The 15,864-nt window shown below is 61.6% G+C and carries 14 protein-coding genes and 1 tRNA gene; 2 read left to right on the top strand and 13 right to left on the bottom strand.

The window, feature by feature from the left end; genetic code table 11:
- Positions 1 to 146 precede the first annotated feature (146 nt).
- The 4 genes from ACVWYF_RS07000 to ACVWYF_RS06985 all read right to left on the bottom strand — a co-directional run bounded on the left by ACVWYF_RS07000 (position 147) and on the right by ACVWYF_RS06985 (position 5,303).
- Entirely contained in the window at positions 147 to 2,069 is a 1,923-nt protein-coding gene (locus tag ACVWYF_RS07000) for an OmpA family protein (protein WP_457066017.1), read from the bottom strand.
- 106 nt (positions 2,070 to 2,175) lie between these two features.
- The gene (locus tag ACVWYF_RS06995; RefSeq protein ID WP_457066015.1) at positions 2,176 to 2,688 is read right to left on the bottom strand and encodes a hypothetical protein; all 513 of its coding nucleotides are present in this window, start codon (positions 2,686 to 2,688) and stop codon (positions 2,176 to 2,178) included.
- A 147-nt stretch (positions 2,689 to 2,835) separates the two neighbouring features.
- The gene (locus ACVWYF_RS06990) at positions 2,836 to 3,687 is read right to left on the bottom strand and encodes a (Fe-S)-binding protein (RefSeq protein ID WP_457066515.1); all 852 of its coding nucleotides are present in this window, start codon (positions 3,685 to 3,687) and stop codon (positions 2,836 to 2,838) included.
- Positions 3,688 to 3,899: 212 nt separating this feature from the next.
- Positions 3,900 to 5,303, bottom strand: a complete 1,404-nt coding sequence (locus ACVWYF_RS06985; RefSeq protein WP_457066013.1) for a 4Fe-4S dicluster domain-containing protein — start codon at positions 5,301 to 5,303, stop codon at positions 3,900 to 3,902.
- Positions 5,304 to 5,475: 172 nt separating this feature from the next.
- Between ACVWYF_RS06985 and ACVWYF_RS06980 the strand changes: the two genes are divergently transcribed.
- A tRNA-Phe gene (locus tag ACVWYF_RS06980) sits at positions 5,476 to 5,548 on the top strand.
- Positions 5,549 to 5,803: 255 nt separating this feature from the next.
- On the opposite strand, the gene ACVWYF_RS06975 is transcribed toward ACVWYF_RS06980, so the two are convergent.
- The 4 genes from ACVWYF_RS06975 to ACVWYF_RS06960 all read right to left on the bottom strand — a co-directional run bounded on the left by ACVWYF_RS06975 (position 5,804) and on the right by ACVWYF_RS06960 (position 9,064).
- Complete coding sequence (locus tag ACVWYF_RS06975) at positions 5,804 to 6,022, bottom strand: integrase core domain-containing protein (protein ID WP_457066513.1); 219 nt, start codon at positions 6,020 to 6,022, stop codon at positions 5,804 to 5,806.
- A 27-nt stretch (positions 6,023 to 6,049) separates the two neighbouring features.
- Positions 6,050 to 6,697 carry an IS3 family transposase gene (locus tag ACVWYF_RS06970; protein WP_457066011.1) on the bottom strand — a complete coding sequence of 216 codons (648 nt, stop codon included), beginning with the start codon at positions 6,695 to 6,697 and terminating at the stop codon, positions 6,050 to 6,052.
- On the bottom strand, positions 6,694 to 6,828 hold the full coding sequence (locus tag ACVWYF_RS06965; protein WP_457066009.1) for a hypothetical protein: 135 nt from the start codon (positions 6,826 to 6,828) through the stop codon (positions 6,694 to 6,696). Before ACVWYF_RS06965 ends, ACVWYF_RS06970 begins: the two co-directional genes overlap by 4 nt.
- A 601-nt stretch (positions 6,829 to 7,429) precedes the next feature.
- Positions 7,430 to 9,064, bottom strand: a complete 1,635-nt coding sequence (locus tag ACVWYF_RS06960) for an NADP-dependent glyceraldehyde-3-phosphate dehydrogenase (RefSeq protein WP_457066007.1) — start codon at positions 9,062 to 9,064, stop codon at positions 7,430 to 7,432.
- Positions 9,065 to 9,223: 159 nt separating this feature from the next.
- Here ACVWYF_RS06960 and ACVWYF_RS06955 point away from each other — a divergent pair, with 159 nt between their 5' ends.
- Entirely contained in the window at positions 9,224 to 9,652 is a 429-nt protein-coding gene (locus ACVWYF_RS06955; protein ID WP_457066005.1) for a hypothetical protein, read from the top strand.
- Between the two features lie 150 nt (positions 9,653 to 9,802).
- Here ACVWYF_RS06955 and ACVWYF_RS06950 read toward each other — a convergent pair whose 3' ends face one another.
- From ACVWYF_RS06950 to ACVWYF_RS06930, 5 genes are all read right to left on the bottom strand, one after another.
- Entirely contained in the window at positions 9,803 to 11,524 is a 1,722-nt protein-coding gene (locus tag ACVWYF_RS06950) for a M28 family metallopeptidase (RefSeq protein ID WP_457066003.1), read from the bottom strand.
- A gap of 40 nt (positions 11,525 to 11,564) precedes the next feature.
- Positions 11,565 to 12,179, bottom strand: coding sequence for a TetR/AcrR family transcriptional regulator (locus ACVWYF_RS06945; RefSeq protein ID WP_457066001.1), 615 nt, complete (start codon positions 12,177 to 12,179; stop codon positions 11,565 to 11,567).
- A 77-nt stretch (positions 12,180 to 12,256) separates the two neighbouring features.
- Entirely contained in the window at positions 12,257 to 12,934 is a 678-nt protein-coding gene (locus ACVWYF_RS06940) for a carotenoid biosynthesis protein (RefSeq protein ID WP_457065999.1), read from the bottom strand.
- Positions 12,935 to 13,003: 69 nt separating this feature from the next.
- Positions 13,004 to 14,509 carry a 1-hydroxycarotenoid 3,4-desaturase CrtD gene (gene crtD / locus ACVWYF_RS06935; RefSeq protein ID WP_457065997.1) on the bottom strand — a complete coding sequence of 502 codons (1,506 nt, stop codon included), beginning with the start codon at positions 14,507 to 14,509 and terminating at the stop codon, positions 13,004 to 13,006.
- A 121-nt stretch (positions 14,510 to 14,630) separates the two neighbouring features.
- On the bottom strand, positions 14,631 to 15,827 hold the full coding sequence (locus ACVWYF_RS06930; protein ID WP_457066511.1) for a class I SAM-dependent rRNA methyltransferase: 1,197 nt from the start codon (positions 15,825 to 15,827) through the stop codon (positions 14,631 to 14,633).
- Between the last annotated feature and the right edge of the window lie 37 nt (positions 15,828 to 15,864).

The following is a 15,864-nucleotide window of genomic DNA, read 5'->3' as shown; positions in this document are numbered from 1 at the left end:
GGACGCTGCGAGTCCGCGTGGCTGGCGGTTCACACGCGGACTCGCAGCGTCCACGGCACACCACACACCACCTGTTTTGGGCCGCAGCAAAAAGCCCCCGCAACTGATGTTGCGGGGGCTTCTCAAATCTAAGCAGAAGGGGCCGGCTACTTCGCTATCCGGGTCACTTTGAACTCGGTGCGGCGGTTGCGCTGGTATTCTTCTTCCGTGGTCGGCTTCAGCACGATGGGGCGGGTTTCGCCGTAGCCCTTGGCCGTGATGCGGGCCTTATCCACGCCCTTGCTCACGATGTAGTCAACGGCGGCCTGGGCGCGCTGCTGCGAAAGCTTCAGGTTATAAGCGTCCTTGCCGCGCTGGTCGGTGTGCGAGCTCAGCTCGATGGAGATTTTAGGGTTGTCCACCAGCGTCTGTACGAGCGTATCGAGGCGGATGGCAGCATCCGGCCGGATATTGAACTTGTTGTAGTCGTAGAGAATGTCTTTGACTTCAATGGCCTTGGCCAGGATGATTTTGTTCAGTGTCAGGGTCACCGGCAGCTGAACATCGTTGGTCAGGTTGGGCAGTTGGTCCTGGCTGGGTTTGCGGCCCACGGTGCTTAATGCGGCGCGCGACGAGAAGTCGCCGCTGCGCTCAGCCAGCAGGTTGTAGCTGGTCACAGAATCCAGCTTCAGGCTGAATTTGCCGTCCGGGCCGCTGACAGCACTCAGGCGCTGGCCGCTACCGCTGGTCACCGTCACAGTGGCACCGGCTACGGGCAGCGTGGTCTTGGCCTTGTCGTCGTGCTCCAGCACGGTGCCGTCGGCGTAGAAGGTCACCAGCTTGAGCGGCTTCTTCTTGAACATGTACTCGTCGTCGGAACCCTTGCCACCAGCGCGGTTCGAGCTGAACAAGCCCATGTCGCCGGCCATCGGCACCGGGGCGAAATCGTCGGCAGTGCTGTTCACATCGGCCCCCAGGTTCACGGGCTGGCCGTTTTTCACCATGAAGAGGTCGAGCTTGCCCAGACCGGGGCGTCCGTCCGAAGCAAAGTACAGTGTGCCATCCGGCGCTACGCCGGGGAAGTTGTCATTGCCAGCCGTATTGATGCTTTCGCCGAGGTTCTCGGCCGGCGAGAAGCGGCCGTTCGGACCGAGGGTGGCCTTGTACAGGTCGTTACCGCCCTGCCCGCCCTTGCGGCTCGACGCGAAGTACAGCGTGGTGCCATCCGGCCCGAAAGCCGGGGCGAAGTCATCGGCCGTGCGGTCGTTAATGTTCGCCAAAACCGGCTCGCTCCAGGCCCCGGCCTTGAGGTAAGAAATCCACAAGTCGACGCTCAGGTAGCCTTTTTTGCTGCCGTCGTTCGAGCGGGCAAACACCATAGTCTTGCCATCCGGGGTGTAGGTGGCGCTGGCTTCGTGCTTGGTTTCGGTGTTGAAGGGGCCTTCGAGCTTGCGCACCGTGCCGCCGGTCATGGCCGCCGCGTTGTCAAACTTAATGGCGTAGAGGTCGTTGAAGTTCTCGCCGTTGCCGAGGTACTTCTTGCCGTCGCGGCCGGAAGCAAATACGAAGTCGCCGGTACCGGCCACCATCGTCCCGCCAAAATCGGAGCCAGCCGAATTCAGTGCGTCCACGGGCATCACGTCGTACTTGTTCTTAACAGCTGCCACGGCCTTGCTGGCGGCGGCGTTTTTGCTCTCGGTTTCGGCGCGGGCGGCCAGGGTGCGGTTGCCGCCGCTGCTGGCGTAGCTCGCAAACTGCGCCGCGGCTTCGTCGTACTTGCCGTTGGCCTTCAGGGCCTCGGCGTAGCGGAAGCCGGCGTCGGCGTTTTTCACCCCACCATCCAGCGCGGCTTTGTAAAAGGGCTCGCTTTCCTCAATCCGGTTCGAGAGGCGGTACGCCTCGCCGATGCGGAAGTTGGATATTGCGGCACCCTTGCTTTTGGCCACATCGGCCTTATACAAGGGAATAGCCAGCTCGTACTGGCCCCGGGCGAACTGCTTGTCTCCCTTGCTCATACCACCGGTAGTGGCACAGCCGCTCAGTAGCGCGACGGAGCCAGCCGCAGTGCAGACGAATAATAGTTTCCTCATAGGTGAAGTGGGGTGGTGGTGTGTGGGGAGGGAGAAGGGGGAGGAATCAGGAATATTCCCGATTAGGTATTTTTGGGTTAGCAATAATACTACGTTTAAACAGGATTCACGTAAGCTGCCCGTTTTTTTCTTCCTGCACAAAGTAGCGGGCCAGCCACGTTTGGTCGGCCGGCCGGGGCCAGTGGGTATCCAATTCACCCTTAGTCGCTAGCGTATTGTCAAAATAAAAGGTATCCGGTCCTATCGTGCCGGCAGCCACGGCCGCTTTCAATTCGCCGCGCTTCAGCAGTTGCACCGTGCCGGTCTGCAAGAAAGCCATCCGGGACTTTTCCAGCAGCTCCACCCCCAGATGCTGTTCCAGCTGGGCCACAAAGCGCACCGATGCGTCGATGGAACAGCCACTTGCGCCAGCCACGCCCTCATCCAATCCAATTACCAAAAACTGCTGGTGCAGAAACTCGCCCGAGGCCAGCAGGCTACGGCCGTGGCTGGTCCATTCTTCGGCGAAGCGGGCCAGGCCGGGCATCACGCCCACTATTTCCGGTCCGCTGAGCGGGCGGCTGGCCTGATAAATCCACACCCGGGCTTCGGGCGGGAGCTGGTCGAATGCGACGTACATATAAGGAAGCAGGTTAGAAAAGTGAGCACAGCCAGGCAGCTCTCCCAAGGCAAGCAGCCCAGCCCGCCAAAGGTATGGGGGTAAACGAAGCCAAGCGTATTTTCTTGCCTCCGCCTACCCCCAAAACTGAATTTGTATCCTTAAAAGCTAGGCATTGATGCCCTCGGCCGAGGCCACCAGCTCGGCCAGGTCGAACACCTGCACCTTGCTTTCCTGCTCCTTGTTCTTCACGCCGTCGCTCATCATGGTCATGCAGAAGGGGCACGATACGGCGATGATGCTGCCCTGCAAGTCGTGGGTGCCGGGGGCGCTGGTTTCGGTTTCCACTCCGCCCAGGTTGGCCAGGGCCTCGGCCTTGCCGGCGAGGGTGGCCAAGGCTTCCTCGGTGCGCTCGATATTGATTTCCTTCTTGCCCGGCTCGGCTTCTTTCCACATCTGGGCACCGCCCGCGCCGCAACACAGGCCGTTAGCGCGGCTGCGCTTCATCTCCACCAGGTCGGCATCGAGGGCGGCCAGCACATCACGCGGGGCTTCGTAAATGTTGTTGGCGCGGCCCAGGTAGCAGCTGTCGTGGAAGGTGATGCGGCGGCCCTTGAAGCTTTCGCCGCCGGTCACGCCCACCTTGCCTTCATTAATAAGCTGCTGCAAATACGTGCTGTGGTGGATGACTTCGTAGTCGCCGCCCAGCGCGGGGTATTCGTTCTTTATGGTGTTGAAGCAATGGGGGCAGGCCGTCACGATTTTCTTGATGCCGTAGCCGTTCAGCGTCGTGATGTTCTGCATGGCCTGCATCTGAAACAGGAATTCGTTGCCGGCGCGCTTGGCGGGGTCGCCGGTGCAGCTTTCTTCCAGGCCCAGCACGGCGTACTTGGTGCCTACGTGCTCCAGAATGCGGACGAAGGCGCGGGTTACGCGCTTGTACCGGTCATCGAAAGCACCGGCGCAGCCCACCCAGAACAGGATTTCGGGCGACTCGTTGCGGGCCGCCAAATCGGCCATGACGGGAACGTTGATTTGCTTTTTGGTTGGTGCTTCAGTAGTCATAGTAGGGAATGCTTGAAGAAGAACGTCATGCTCATCTGGCGTCCGCGAAGCCGAAGCATCTCGCGTGCAGTGGTAATCAATGACGTAACAACAATAGGATTAGTAGTGGCACGCGAGATACTTCGGCTTCGCGGACGCCAGATGAGCATGACCGCCTTTTGGGTAATCTAAGCTACCGTAGTAGCGCCTGACTTCTCTGCCGCAAACAAATCATCGGCCCAGTTAAACCGGTCTGACGGCGAGAAAGCCCACGGAGCACCATTATTTTCAATGTTCGAGAACATCACGTTCAGTGAGTTCGGCGCGGCCGATTCTTCCAGCACCAGGAAGCGGCGCATCTCGATGATGCTTTCCAGCGGGTTAATATTCACGGGGCAGCTTTCCACGCAGGCGTTGCAGGTGGTGCAGGCCCACAGCTCTTCGGGGGTCACTTTGCCGCGCAGCAGAGTGGCCTCCATCAGGTCGGTCACGGGTTCGTGCTTGGCCTCCGCGCCGTACACATTGGGGCGGAAAATGAGGGGTGAGTTATACTTCTCCTCCATCCGGTCGCGCGTATCCATGATGATTTTGCGCGGCGAGAGCAGCTTGCCCGTCAGATTGGCGGGGCACACCGAAGTGCAGCGGCCGCACTCGGTGCAGGAGTAGGCGTTCATCAGGTTGGTCCAGGGCAGGTCCTCTACATCCTTGGCGCCGAAGGACGTGGGGGCCAGCGCCGAGCCATCGGGCGCGGTAGGGGCGGGCGGCACCACGAAGCTGGGGTCCATCATGGCCTTCACTTCGTTGGTGATGCTTTCCACGTTCGAAAACTGCCCCTGCGGTATCAGCCGCGAGTACCACACGTTCGGAAACGCCATGATGATGTGGAAGTGCTTCGAGCTGGGCAGATAATTGAGGAACAACAAGATGCCTGTGATATGAATCCACCAACCCAGGCGTTCCAGCACTTCCAACGTGCCCGTGTTGGTCGGCAGCAGCCCCACCAGCAGGGTGCTAATCGGGAAAGTGCCGGCCATTGGCTCGCCTTCCATTTGGTGCAGCTTGAGGTCGGCGGTGTTCATGAAAAACAGGGCCACCATCAGCACCACTTCAATGTAGAGAATGATGTTGGCATCCAGTTTGGGCCACAGCCGCAGCTCCGGCCCCGTGAAGCGCTTGAGCGGCGGGTTGCTGTTGCGGCGCCACCAGAAGGCCGCCACCGCCACAATCACCAGCGCGGCCAGGATTTCGTTGGTAGCCATCAGCACATCGTACACCGGCCCGAGAAATTTGAGCGCCCGATGAAAGCCGAAAATATTGCCAAACAAGCCGTCGATGACGATTTCAATCACCTCGATATTAATAACCAGAAAGCCCACGTACACCACCAAGTGCAGCAGGGCGGGGGTCATGCGCTTGAACATTTTCTGCTGCCCGAAGGCCACGAGCAGGGTTCTCTGAAATCGCTCGGCCGCGTTGCCACTCATGTCGCGCTCGCGCCCAACCAGAATGTTGGCCCGGATTTTCCGGACCTGCCACGTAAATAAGCCAAAAGCCGCTACCAGGAGCAGTAGAAAGAGGATGGATTGCAACATGGAGTAAAGGTAAGGAATCGGGAACGTTTGGGGCTGCAATATACTCGGCATGCCTACTACTTTTCAAAAACCGCGTACTTATTCCGACTTTTTTTGTCCGGGTTCTTGCGTCATTGCGTTGCTTTCGTACCTTTGCGGTCCCCTAAGCAACCTAAAGGCGCAGCGGGGAAACGGCAACATAGCTCAGTTGGTAGAGCACAGCACTGAAAATGCTGGTGTCGTTGGTTCGATTCCAACTGTTGCCACGAAAAAAGGCCTCTAGCTCATTGCTAGAGGCCTTTTTGTTTGTACTTGGGACAACATCTGGGCCAGAAGAGGCCGACCGAACCCAGTAAAGACTCCAAGGGGCTGAAAAATCAGCTAAGCCACACAAATATGCTGCCTTTGCTCTCGCTAGGAAGAATTAGTTGCCAAACGCTTCTTTCCAGTGGGTAAGGTCGTTTCCGTTTCGGGGGGGGCTTTTTTGCGGTGGTCTGCCGATTTAGAGTGAGGTGGTCTAGCTAAGCCGGGCACAATTGGGACGTGGTTTGCAGGTGGGTTTCGAAGTGGTTGGGTGCGAGGTATCCGAGCGCGGAATGGCGGCGCTCGGCGTTGTAATAGGCGATGTGGTGGCTGATTTCAAGCTTGGCGTCGGCCAAGCTGGGTAAAGCGGCCACCGTCGAGCAGTTCGGCCTTGAAGTGGCTCCAAAAGGATTCGGCGTGGGCGTTGTCGTAGCAATTGCCCTACCGGATACGACCGCGCCGGCTCATGCTTTGCAGGGCACGATGGTGGGCGAACAAGTTCTTGAATCGCGTGGCTGTGTACTGGCTGCCTTGGTCGGAATGCACGATGAGCGCGGCTGGCGGCGCACGGCCAGCGCGCGGCGGAGGGCTTCACTGACCAAGTCTTCGGGCATGGTTTCGCGCATGTTCCACCCCATGCCTTTGCGCGAACAGCGGTCCAGCCAGCCGGCCCGGTAGAGCCAGCCGCCACCCTGACGGGACGGGTAGGTGATGCCCCCGACCCACGCCCGGTTCGGGGCGGTGGGGGCCGGCTGGCCGAGCAAGCGGTTGTGTGGAGCGCGTACGGCTGGGTCGGAACCGGTGGTGCGCGGCACAAACGGGCGGGGTTGTCGGGCCTGTAAGCCGTGGGCCTCAAGCACGCGGCGGACGCGCCAGCGGCCCACCGCGTGGCCGGCGGCTTGTACTTCGACCCGCAGTCGGCGCGTACCATCGCGCTGGCTGTGAAAAGCAAAGGCCTCGTGTACCGCTACTTGCCAAGCGGGCAGCACCGCCGGCCGATATCGGCGGTGCTGCCAGGCGTAATACGCGGCCGGGACCACGCGCAGCATCTGGCAGAGCTGGCGCACCGGCACGTAGCCGGCGCGCTGGGCGATGTGCTGGTAGGCACTCACCGAGTCGGCTGGCCGAAGATGACCAAGGCTTTTTTTGAAATTTCCAGTTCCTGCTCGGCCCGCTTCAGACGGGCGCGCAGGGCGCGGACTTCCGGGTCGCGGGCCACTTTCACACTGCCGACCTTGGCCATGAGTTGGGCTTGTTGCCAACGGTAGGGCAACTTGGGGCTGATGCCCTCGACCCAACTGCCGCGCTACGGCTTAGGTAGTGCGGCCCTCGAACGCCAGGCGCAGGGCCTCGGCCTTGAAAGCCTCGTCGTATTTACGCCGTTTGTTTACGCCGTTTGTCGGGCGGCGCCCCGCTGGATTTGCTTGCCATAACAGAAGAAACATATGTCCTGCTTCTGTCCACTATTTCTAGACCTCCTCACAGTACCCCATTTTCAAAGCGCCGGCCGGTGCGGTAGCGGTATCCGTCCGAATAGAATAACACTAACCCCGTGCCCCGAGCGGGGGGCGCCTGTGAGGCGGTGCGGTAGCTACGGTAGCTACGGTAGAAGGAGGAAAAGAGCGCCGCCGTGTCAAAGGGTGTCGGGGTGAGTTGCAGCAGTAGCTCAATGATGAGCCCAGTGGGAATAGTAGCATTTGGCTCTTGCGCGACGATTAAATAACGGCTGCCTTGCACCGGACGGCCCGCAAATAGCCGTCCATCGCCTTGCAAGGGCACCTGCCAAAAAGGCCGCCCCAACTATTGGGACGGCCTTTTTGTAGGCACGAGACTTGTTCGTTGCCTTACAGAATAAACCGGGTGCTGAGGAAGCTGCTTTCCTGGCCGTCCACAATCTCATTCAGCAGGTGCTTGTTGGCGTCCGTCATCTTCGTAGCCACCACCGTGCGGATGCTGAAGGAGCGCAGCGCATCGTTCACCGAGAGGGTGCCTTCGGCCGAGTCTTTGCGGCCGGTGAAGGGGAACGTATCCGGCCCGCGCTGGCACTGGGCATTGAGGTTGACGCGGCTGACCTGGTTCACAAGCTGGTCGATGAGGTCGGCCACTTCCTGCGACTCCGAGCCGAAGATGCTCACCTGCTGGCCGTGGTCGGAGTCGATGAGGTACTGAATGGCCTCCTCGGTTTGGGCGAAGCGGGCCACCGGTACCACCGGGCCGAACTGCTCCTCGCGCCACACTTTCATGCCTTCTTTCACCGGATACAGCAGGGCCGGGAACACCAGCGGGCCGGCCGCCGTGCCGCCGCCCTCGTTCATCACGCGGGCCCCGTGGGCTTCGGCATCGGCAATGATTTCGGCCAGGTAGGCGGGTTTCTGGGGCTCGGGCAGGGGCGTGATGTGTACGCCCGCGTCCCAGGGCATGCCGGGCTTCAACTTGTTTATCTCGGCGGCGAGGCGTTGCACGAACTCGTCGGCGATGCTTTCGTGGACCAGGAACATCTTGAGCGCGGTGCAGCGCTGGCCGTTGAAGCTGAGCGCGCCAAGCAGCGACTCCTGCACGGCCACGGCCAGGTCGGCATCGGGCATGACGATGGCCGCGTTCTTGGCATCGAGGCCCAGGATGGCGCGCAGGCGGTTGCTCTTGGGGTGCATTTTCTTGAGCGAATCGGCCACCCGGCTGCTGCCGATGAGGCCCAGCGCGTCAATTTTGCCCGAAGCCATGAGGGCCGGCACCACGGTATTGCCCCGGCCATACACGGTGTTCACCACGCCCTTGGGGAATGCTTCGGCGAAGGCTTGCAGCAGCGGGAAGTGTAGCAGGGTGCCGTGCTTCGGAGGTTTGAAAAGGACCGTGTTGCCCATGATGAGGGCGGGAATGAGCATGCAGAACGTCTCGTTCAGCGGGTAGTTGAAGGGGCCCATGCAGAGCACCACGCCCAGCGGCGAGCGCCGAATCTGGCCGATGATGCCTTCCTCGATGGTGAAGCGCGACGAGTCGCGGTCGATGTCCTTGAGCGCGTCAATTGTGTTGCGGATGTAGTCGATGGTGCGGTCAAACTCCTTATTGGAGTCGGCGGCCGACTTGCCGATTTCCCACAGCAGCAGCTTCACGATTTCGTCCTTGCGGGCCACAATCAGGCGGGTAAATTTTTCCACCGCCGCAATGCGCCCGGCCACGCTCATGCTGGGCCACTCGCCGCGGCCGTAGTCGTAGGCGCGCACGGCGGCATCGAGGGCTTTGAGAGCTTCGGCCTCGTCGAAGAGCGGGTAGGAACCGATAACGCGGGGCTTCAGGGAGCCGTCGGGCTGGCGCTCAAACATGGGCGAAATGACTTCCTGCGTAGGGCCGGCCCACTCGTGCAGTTCGCCGTCGAGCAGGTACTGGCGCTGGTGCAGCGGCTGGGCCAGCCGCCAAGCGTCGGGAATGGCCGCCGCGTCGGGCGGGAAGAGTTGAGTCAGGTTTTCGGTGCTTATAGCCATGGTAATGGGCAAAAGGTGCGGTGCGAACCTACACAACAGCGTATGGGTACGGAAATGTTGGCCGCCACGGCTGGCATCGGCGCGTTTCCACGGGAACGTTTGCGTACCGCGCATGCCCCTAAAAACCGTTATGTTTCCATTGTAATTATTTTTCCGCTCATGTCGCTTCGCCTCCTGCTTTTGCTCAATTTCGCCGCTGCCGCCTACCTCACCGGCCTCATCTGGACGGTGCAGGTGGTGCATTACCCCAGCTTCGGGCGGGTGCCGAAGGCGGCGTGGGCGGCCTACCACGCGGCCCATACGCGCCGCATGAGCTACGTGGTGCTGGCCCCGATGGTACTGGAGCTTGGCCTCGCCAGCTGGCTAGCCTGGACCGGCCGCGCGGCCCTGCCCCACGGCGCGGGCTGGTGGAGCCTGGGGCTGGTGGGGCTGATTTGGGCCGCCACGTTCTTCGTCTCCGTGCCCCTCCACAACCGCCTCGAACAGGGCTACGACTACATTGCCATCGACGGCCTCACGCGCACCAACTGGCTGCGCACGCTGGCCTGGACGGCGCGGGCCGGGCTGCTGGGCTGGCTGCTGGTGTAGCGAATGGATTGAACAAAAGCCCCGGCGGGGCGGCGTATTGGTAGTGAAACTGAACCAACAGAACGGCAAAGCGCCAGCGGGACGACACTCGTTGCCACAAGTGCCGCCCTGCTGGCGCTGCGTTCAGCGGGCTTCATTTTCCCGCCCTCACTATTTGCCCGGCCGGCTCTTCTCCCGCGTGGCCTTGAATTCTGAGCCGTCCTTCCACTTGGGAAAGGTTGTTTCACCGGCCAGCTTTTGGCCCACGCGGAACATGAGGCGGGCATCTTCGGCCGCGCCGCGCAGGTCCCAGGCGGGGTCGAACTGGTCGGCGGGCTGGTGGTAGGCTTTCTCCTCGAAGTCCTTGCGCTGCTTTTCGGCGAAGGCTTTGCCGTGCAGGCGGCTGTCGAACTGCCCGCTGGCGTAGAGCGCCGGAATGCCCACTTTGGCGAAGCTGAAATGGTCGGAGCGGTAGAAACTGCCGGTTTCGGGGTGCTGGAAGGGGATGACGTAGCGGTTCTGCTCCTTGGCGGCGGTGCGGGCGTAGTCGTCCAGCTCCGACTGCCCGTAGCCCACGATGGTCACATCGCGCATCGGCCCGAAGGCCAGCAGCTCGTCCATGTTGATGTCGGCCACCGTGCTGGCCACCGGAAACAGCGGATGCTGCGCGTAGTAGTCGGAGCCCAGCAGGCCCTGCTCCTCACCGGTCACGGCCAGAAACACGATGCTGCGCTGGGGCTGCTCCTTGGCCTGTTTGAAGGCCGTGGCAATGGCCAGCAGGCCGGCGCAGCCGCTGGCGTTGTCGAGCGCGCCGTTGTAAATCGAGTCGCCCGCAATCGGTTTGCCGATGCCCAGGTGGTCCCAATGCGCCGAGTAGATGATGTACTCCTTGGGCCGGGTGGTGCCGGGTAGCACGGCCACCACGTTTTTGGAGGTTTTGCGCGTGATTTTGTTGTGGATGGTCGTGCTCAAACTCAGGTTCATCACCCGGCCGCGGAAGCCGGGGTGGTTGGCGGCGGCGTAGGCCTCGTCGTAGCTCTGGCCCGAAGCCGTGAAGAGGCGCTTGGCGGCATCAAGCGTCATCCAGCCTTCGAGGGCCACTTTGCTGGCCCCGAGGTCGGGCGTTTGGGGGTGCAGCTTGGCCCCGCCGTTGCTGCTTTGCACCACCGTCCAGGGGTAGGAGGCCGGTTTGGTGTCGTGGATGATGAGCAGGCCGGTGGCACCGTGGCGGGCGGCCTCCTCGTACTTGTAGCCCCAGCGGCCGTAGTACGTCATGGCCTTGCCCTTGAACATCGTGGTATCGTTGCCCGCGTTGCCGGGGTCGTTGATGAGCACCACCACGGTCTTGCCCTTCACGTCGAGGCCGGCGTAGTCGTCCCAATTATACTCGGGGGCCGTCACGCCGTAGCCGGCAAATACCAGCGGCGAATCCTTGATGGTGACAACCGGTTTTTCCTGCTCGGTCAGGAACATGAAATCCTGCCGGTATTTCAGTTGCAAAGTCTTGCCATTGCCCGTCACCGTCGCAATCGAATCGGGCTTGCCGACAATTTCCACCAGCGGTACCGCCTGGAAATACGAGCCATTGGCCCCCGGCTGCAAGCCCAGCTTCTTGAATTCCGACGCCAGGTAAGCCGTGGCCTTATCCTCACCCGCCGTAAACGGCCGTCGGCCTTGGTACTCGTCCGACGCCAGCACCTTGATGTGCCGGGCCAGGAGCGCGGGCGTAATGCCGTCGTTAGGCGCGGGCACGCTGGCCGTGTCGGTGGGGGTGGCTTCGGTTTGGGCTGCCGTGGTGGCCGTTTCCGACGACGAGGTTTTGCCCTGGCAGCCCGCCAGCAGCAGGCCCGTAGCGGCCGGCACCAGCCAGCCGCTCATTCTTGATAAACGCATTGGTACAGAGAGTTACCCCCGGCCGCGACGCCGGAGCTGCCTACAGCCGGGCAAAATGCTCGGCCGCAATCCGCGCGCCTTCATCGGTGCAGATGCCCCGAATGTAGTACAGGAAAATGCTGCGGAAAACCTCGCGCATGTTGTAGCGGTCGGGCGGGAACACCTGGGGATTGAGCATCACGTTGAGCTGCTCAATCAATATCTTGGTAACCAGCTGAATATTAATATCTGAGCGGAATAGGCGAGCACGAATTCCATCGTTGAGCAACTGCTGAAGCTGGGGACCCGAATAGGTATTGAGGTGGTCCATCACGGCATCCCAGGTGTGGGGGAAACCGGTTTGCAAATCGACGTAGTAATTGCCCGGCACGGCCGCCAAATCGCGCAGGCCCAACTGCAGCAGGCCATACAGGCGTTCCACGGCCGACGGATATTGGGCGTACAATGCTACGTGCTCGCGTTTCTGGCGCTCCATGTCGGCCAGCACGGCGTGGTGGACCAACAGCTCGCGGCTGGGAAACTGGGCCGTCAGGCCGGGCTCTGAGGTATGCAGGGCGGTGGCCAGCGCTGCGTCGGAGGCATCGTGCAGGCCGTAGAGATAAAAGACCGGAATGGCGGCTTCCAGAGAAGCCGTTGGCAACGTAAAATCAGGCATCTGCGGAAGGAATAAATCTGTTTTCAGAGAGAAGAGAGCGTAGCGGGGTTGGCCCTGGCCGGGCGTGGCCGTGCGGGCTAGATGGCCCCGAGCAGGAAAAAGAACAGCAACTGCGTGATGTACACCAGTGGCACCAGCGGGTTGCGCTTGGTAAAGGAGGTGCGATTGAACAGCATCTGCAAGATACAGGCAAAGATGAACCAGTCGCGGAAATTCTGGAACGGAATCACCCCGGCCGACCAGTGCCAAAAATCGAAGCGCCCGGCCACCGGCTCCATGCAGGCATCGAAGCCCACCATGAGGGCCGCCGCCAGCAGAATGCGCGGCAGCTCGCCCAGCGGCAGGTAGCGCACCAAGGTCCCGCACAGGTACGTCGTCACCACCCAGTTGAGGCCAATCATCGGCGGCACGCCTTTGAAGGGCTGGCTATCAAAGAGTTTGAAACCCAGCGTATCACCATAGGTGTAGTGCCCAAAAAACCGGGCCGTATTCACGCCCACAAACTCGGCCCCGAAGCCCAGCAGTGCCACCGTAAGACAAAAGCCCCAGAAGCTGGCATCGCGCTTCGGCTGAAACCAGAGCAGCAGCAGCGCCGTGAGCCCGAGCGTGAGCGGTGTAAACCGCAGGTAAAAATCGGGGTTTTTGGAAAAAGCCAGCCCCACAAAACCGGTAAAATGAAACAGCAACACCAGGCCCTGGGCCACGCGCAGCCGGCGGTTAGTCGCGGCCGGGAGCGGCTCGGTGTAATCAACCATGTATTTGAATTGAGAATGAAGAATGAGGAATGAGGAATTGTCGCTGGCGAATTCCTTATTCCTCATTCTTCATTCCTTATTAATTAAGGACGAAACGATTTTGGCTGATAGCAGGCACAGCGGAATGCCGCCGCCCGGATGCACCGAACCGCCGCAAAAGTACAGCCCATCGAGCCGCCCCGAAAAATTGGGGTGCCGCAAAAAGGCCGCCAGCGCGTTGTTGCTGGAACTGCCGTAGAGTGCCCCGCCAAACGACGAGGTATCGGCGGCGATGCCGGGCGGCGTCCAGGTTTTTTCGGTGGCAATCAGCGGCTCAATGTCGGTGCCCAGGGCCTGGCTCAGCTTACGCAGCACGGCGCGCCGGGTTTGGTGGGTGAGGGCCGGCCAGTCCTGGCCCTGGTCGTGGGGCACGTTCACCATCACAAACCAGTTTTCGTGGCCGGGCGGAGCATCGGTGGGCGTTTTCTTGGAGGTGATGTTCACGTACGCCGTCACGTCGTCGGCCACGGTTTTTTCCTGAAAAATGGCCTCGAACTCAGCCTTATAGTCGGCCGAGAAGAAGATGTTGTGCAGGTCCAGCTCGGGAAATTCGCGGGTAATGCCCCAGTAAAAAATCAGCGCCGAGGAGGAGCGGGGTTGGCTCAGGGTGCGCTCGGGGGCGGGCTCGCGGGGCAGCAGGCGGCGGTAGGTGGGCACCACGTCCATGTTGCTCACCACCAGGCTGAAGTCGTACACGTCGTGGGCCGTGCGCAGGCCCGTCACGCGCCCGTCGGCCACGACAATTTCCTCCACGGCTTCATTGTAGCGGAATTTTACGCCGAATTCCTCGGCCAGTCGGTGCAGGCTCTCAGCAATGGCATAAATGCCACCCTCGGGATAAAAAGCCCCAATGCCGTGCTCCAGGTGCGGAATCATGCTCAGCGTGGCCGGGGCCTGATAGGGGTCGGAGCCGTTGTAGGTGGCGTAGCGGTCGAAGAGCTGCACCAGTCGCGGGTCGCTACCGAAGGCCTTTTCGTGGCGCTGGTGCATGGTGCCCAGCAGGCCCAGCTGCGGCAGGGAAGCCACGGCCTTCAGCGTTTCGGGGCTGAAGTAGGTGCCGGCTTTGTGCAAAGACTTGTGCAGAAACGTGCCGGCCGTGGCATCATACGCCTGGCCGGCCCGGGCCAGAAACTGCGTCACGGCCGCCGCCGGCGTGCCCAGCTTCGCCTCCACTTCGGCCGCGAATTTCGCCGCGTCGGCCCAGGCCGTGAGCCGGGTGCCATCGGCAAAAAAGTAGTTAGTGATGGGGTCCAGCCGCTCGTAACGGAAATAGTCGGCGGGCGGCCGGCCGGCCAGCCGGAAAATATCGTCTACCAGCTGCGGCAACGTAAACAGCGACGGTCCGGCATCGAACCGGTACCCGCCGGGCAGCGCAAACTGGTGCATCTTGCCCCCAAACGTAGGTCCGGCCTCGAATACCGTGACCGGGTGACCGGCCACGGCCAGCCGGGCCGCCGTGGCCAGCCCGGCAATGCCCGCGCCGATGACGGTCACGGGCTGCCGGGGGGGCGCAATTTTGGTTGTCTTCTTAAACACTGGACTGCTAACCGCCGCAATAGGGGGAGAAGTTTAGCCGAAGCGGCCAAAAATAAAGCGGCGCTCAGGCGCAGACGTTTTCTGTCCGCATCTGAGCGCCGCTTTATTGTTTTTAATCGGCTTATTCCACGGCCAGCACCAGCCCCTTCAGGTAAGCGCCTTCTGGATGGAACAGGCTCACCGGGTGGTCGGCGGGCTGGGTGAGGCGGTGCAGTATGCGCGCCGGCCGGCCGGCCTCAATGGCCGCCGCCAGCACCGCGCCCTCAAACAATTCGGGGCTCACCACCTGCGAGCAGGAGAACGTGAATAGTAGCCCGCCCGGCGCGAGGTGCGCGATGCCGGCCATGTTCAGGCGTTTGTAGCCCATCAGGGCGGCGTGGCGGGCGCCCATGTGCTTGGCGAAAGCGGGCGGGTCGAGGACCAGCAAATCGTATTGAGCCGAGTGGTTTTTCAGGAAGCCCAGCACATCGTCGGGGTAGGCGGCGTGGCGGTCGGCGTGGTTCGATAATTCGGCATTGCGCTCGGTGAGGGCAATGGCTTTTTTGCTCGAATCGACGGAATGAACCAGCTCGGCCCCGGCCTCCAGCGCGTACACCGAGAAGCCGCCGGTGTAGCAGAACGTGTTGAGCACCTTGCGGCCGGGCGAGTAGCGGGCCAGCAGGGCGCGGTTGTCGCGCTGGTCGATAAAGAAGCCGGTTTTCTGGCCCGTTTCCCAATCCACGGCAAACTGGTGGCCATTTTCCATCACAATGTGCTCGGTGCCTGAGCTTTCGCCGAACAGGTAGCCGTTCTGGGCGTCGGGCACGGCATTGCCGGGCACGGTTTCGGCGCTCTTGTCATAAATGGCGCGCAGCTTACCGCCAAACACCACTTGCAGCGCCGCCGCGATTTCGGGCCGGGCGCGGTACATGCCCACGCTGTGGGCCTGCACCACGGCGGTGTCGCCATACACATCGATGATGAGGCCGGGCAGGCCGTCGCCCTCGGCGTGTACCAGCCGGAACACGTTGGTATCGGCCGTGCCGGTCAGGGCCAGGCGCTGGCGCAGCCTATAGGCATTGCCCAACTTGGCTTCCCAGAACTCCGGCGTGGGCAGGATGGCATTTTCGCCAAAGTCCAGCATGCGCACCGCAATGGAGCCGCCGCCCGAAAAGTGGCCCACCCCCAACAGCTCTCCGTCGATGGCTTCGACGCGCACGGGGTCGCCCTCCTGGGTTTCGCCCTGTACGCGGGCAATGGCCCCCGAGAACACCCAGGGGTGGCGGCGGCGCAGGCTGTGGTCTTTTCCGTTTTTGAGGACGATGGTGGCGGGGTTCAGCATAGTCTGCAAAGGTACGGCCCCGCGCCGGGCCGCC

Source organism: Hymenobacter sp. UYAg731, assembly GCF_054061335.1.
This window is presented reverse-complemented; position numbering and strand designations above follow the sequence as displayed.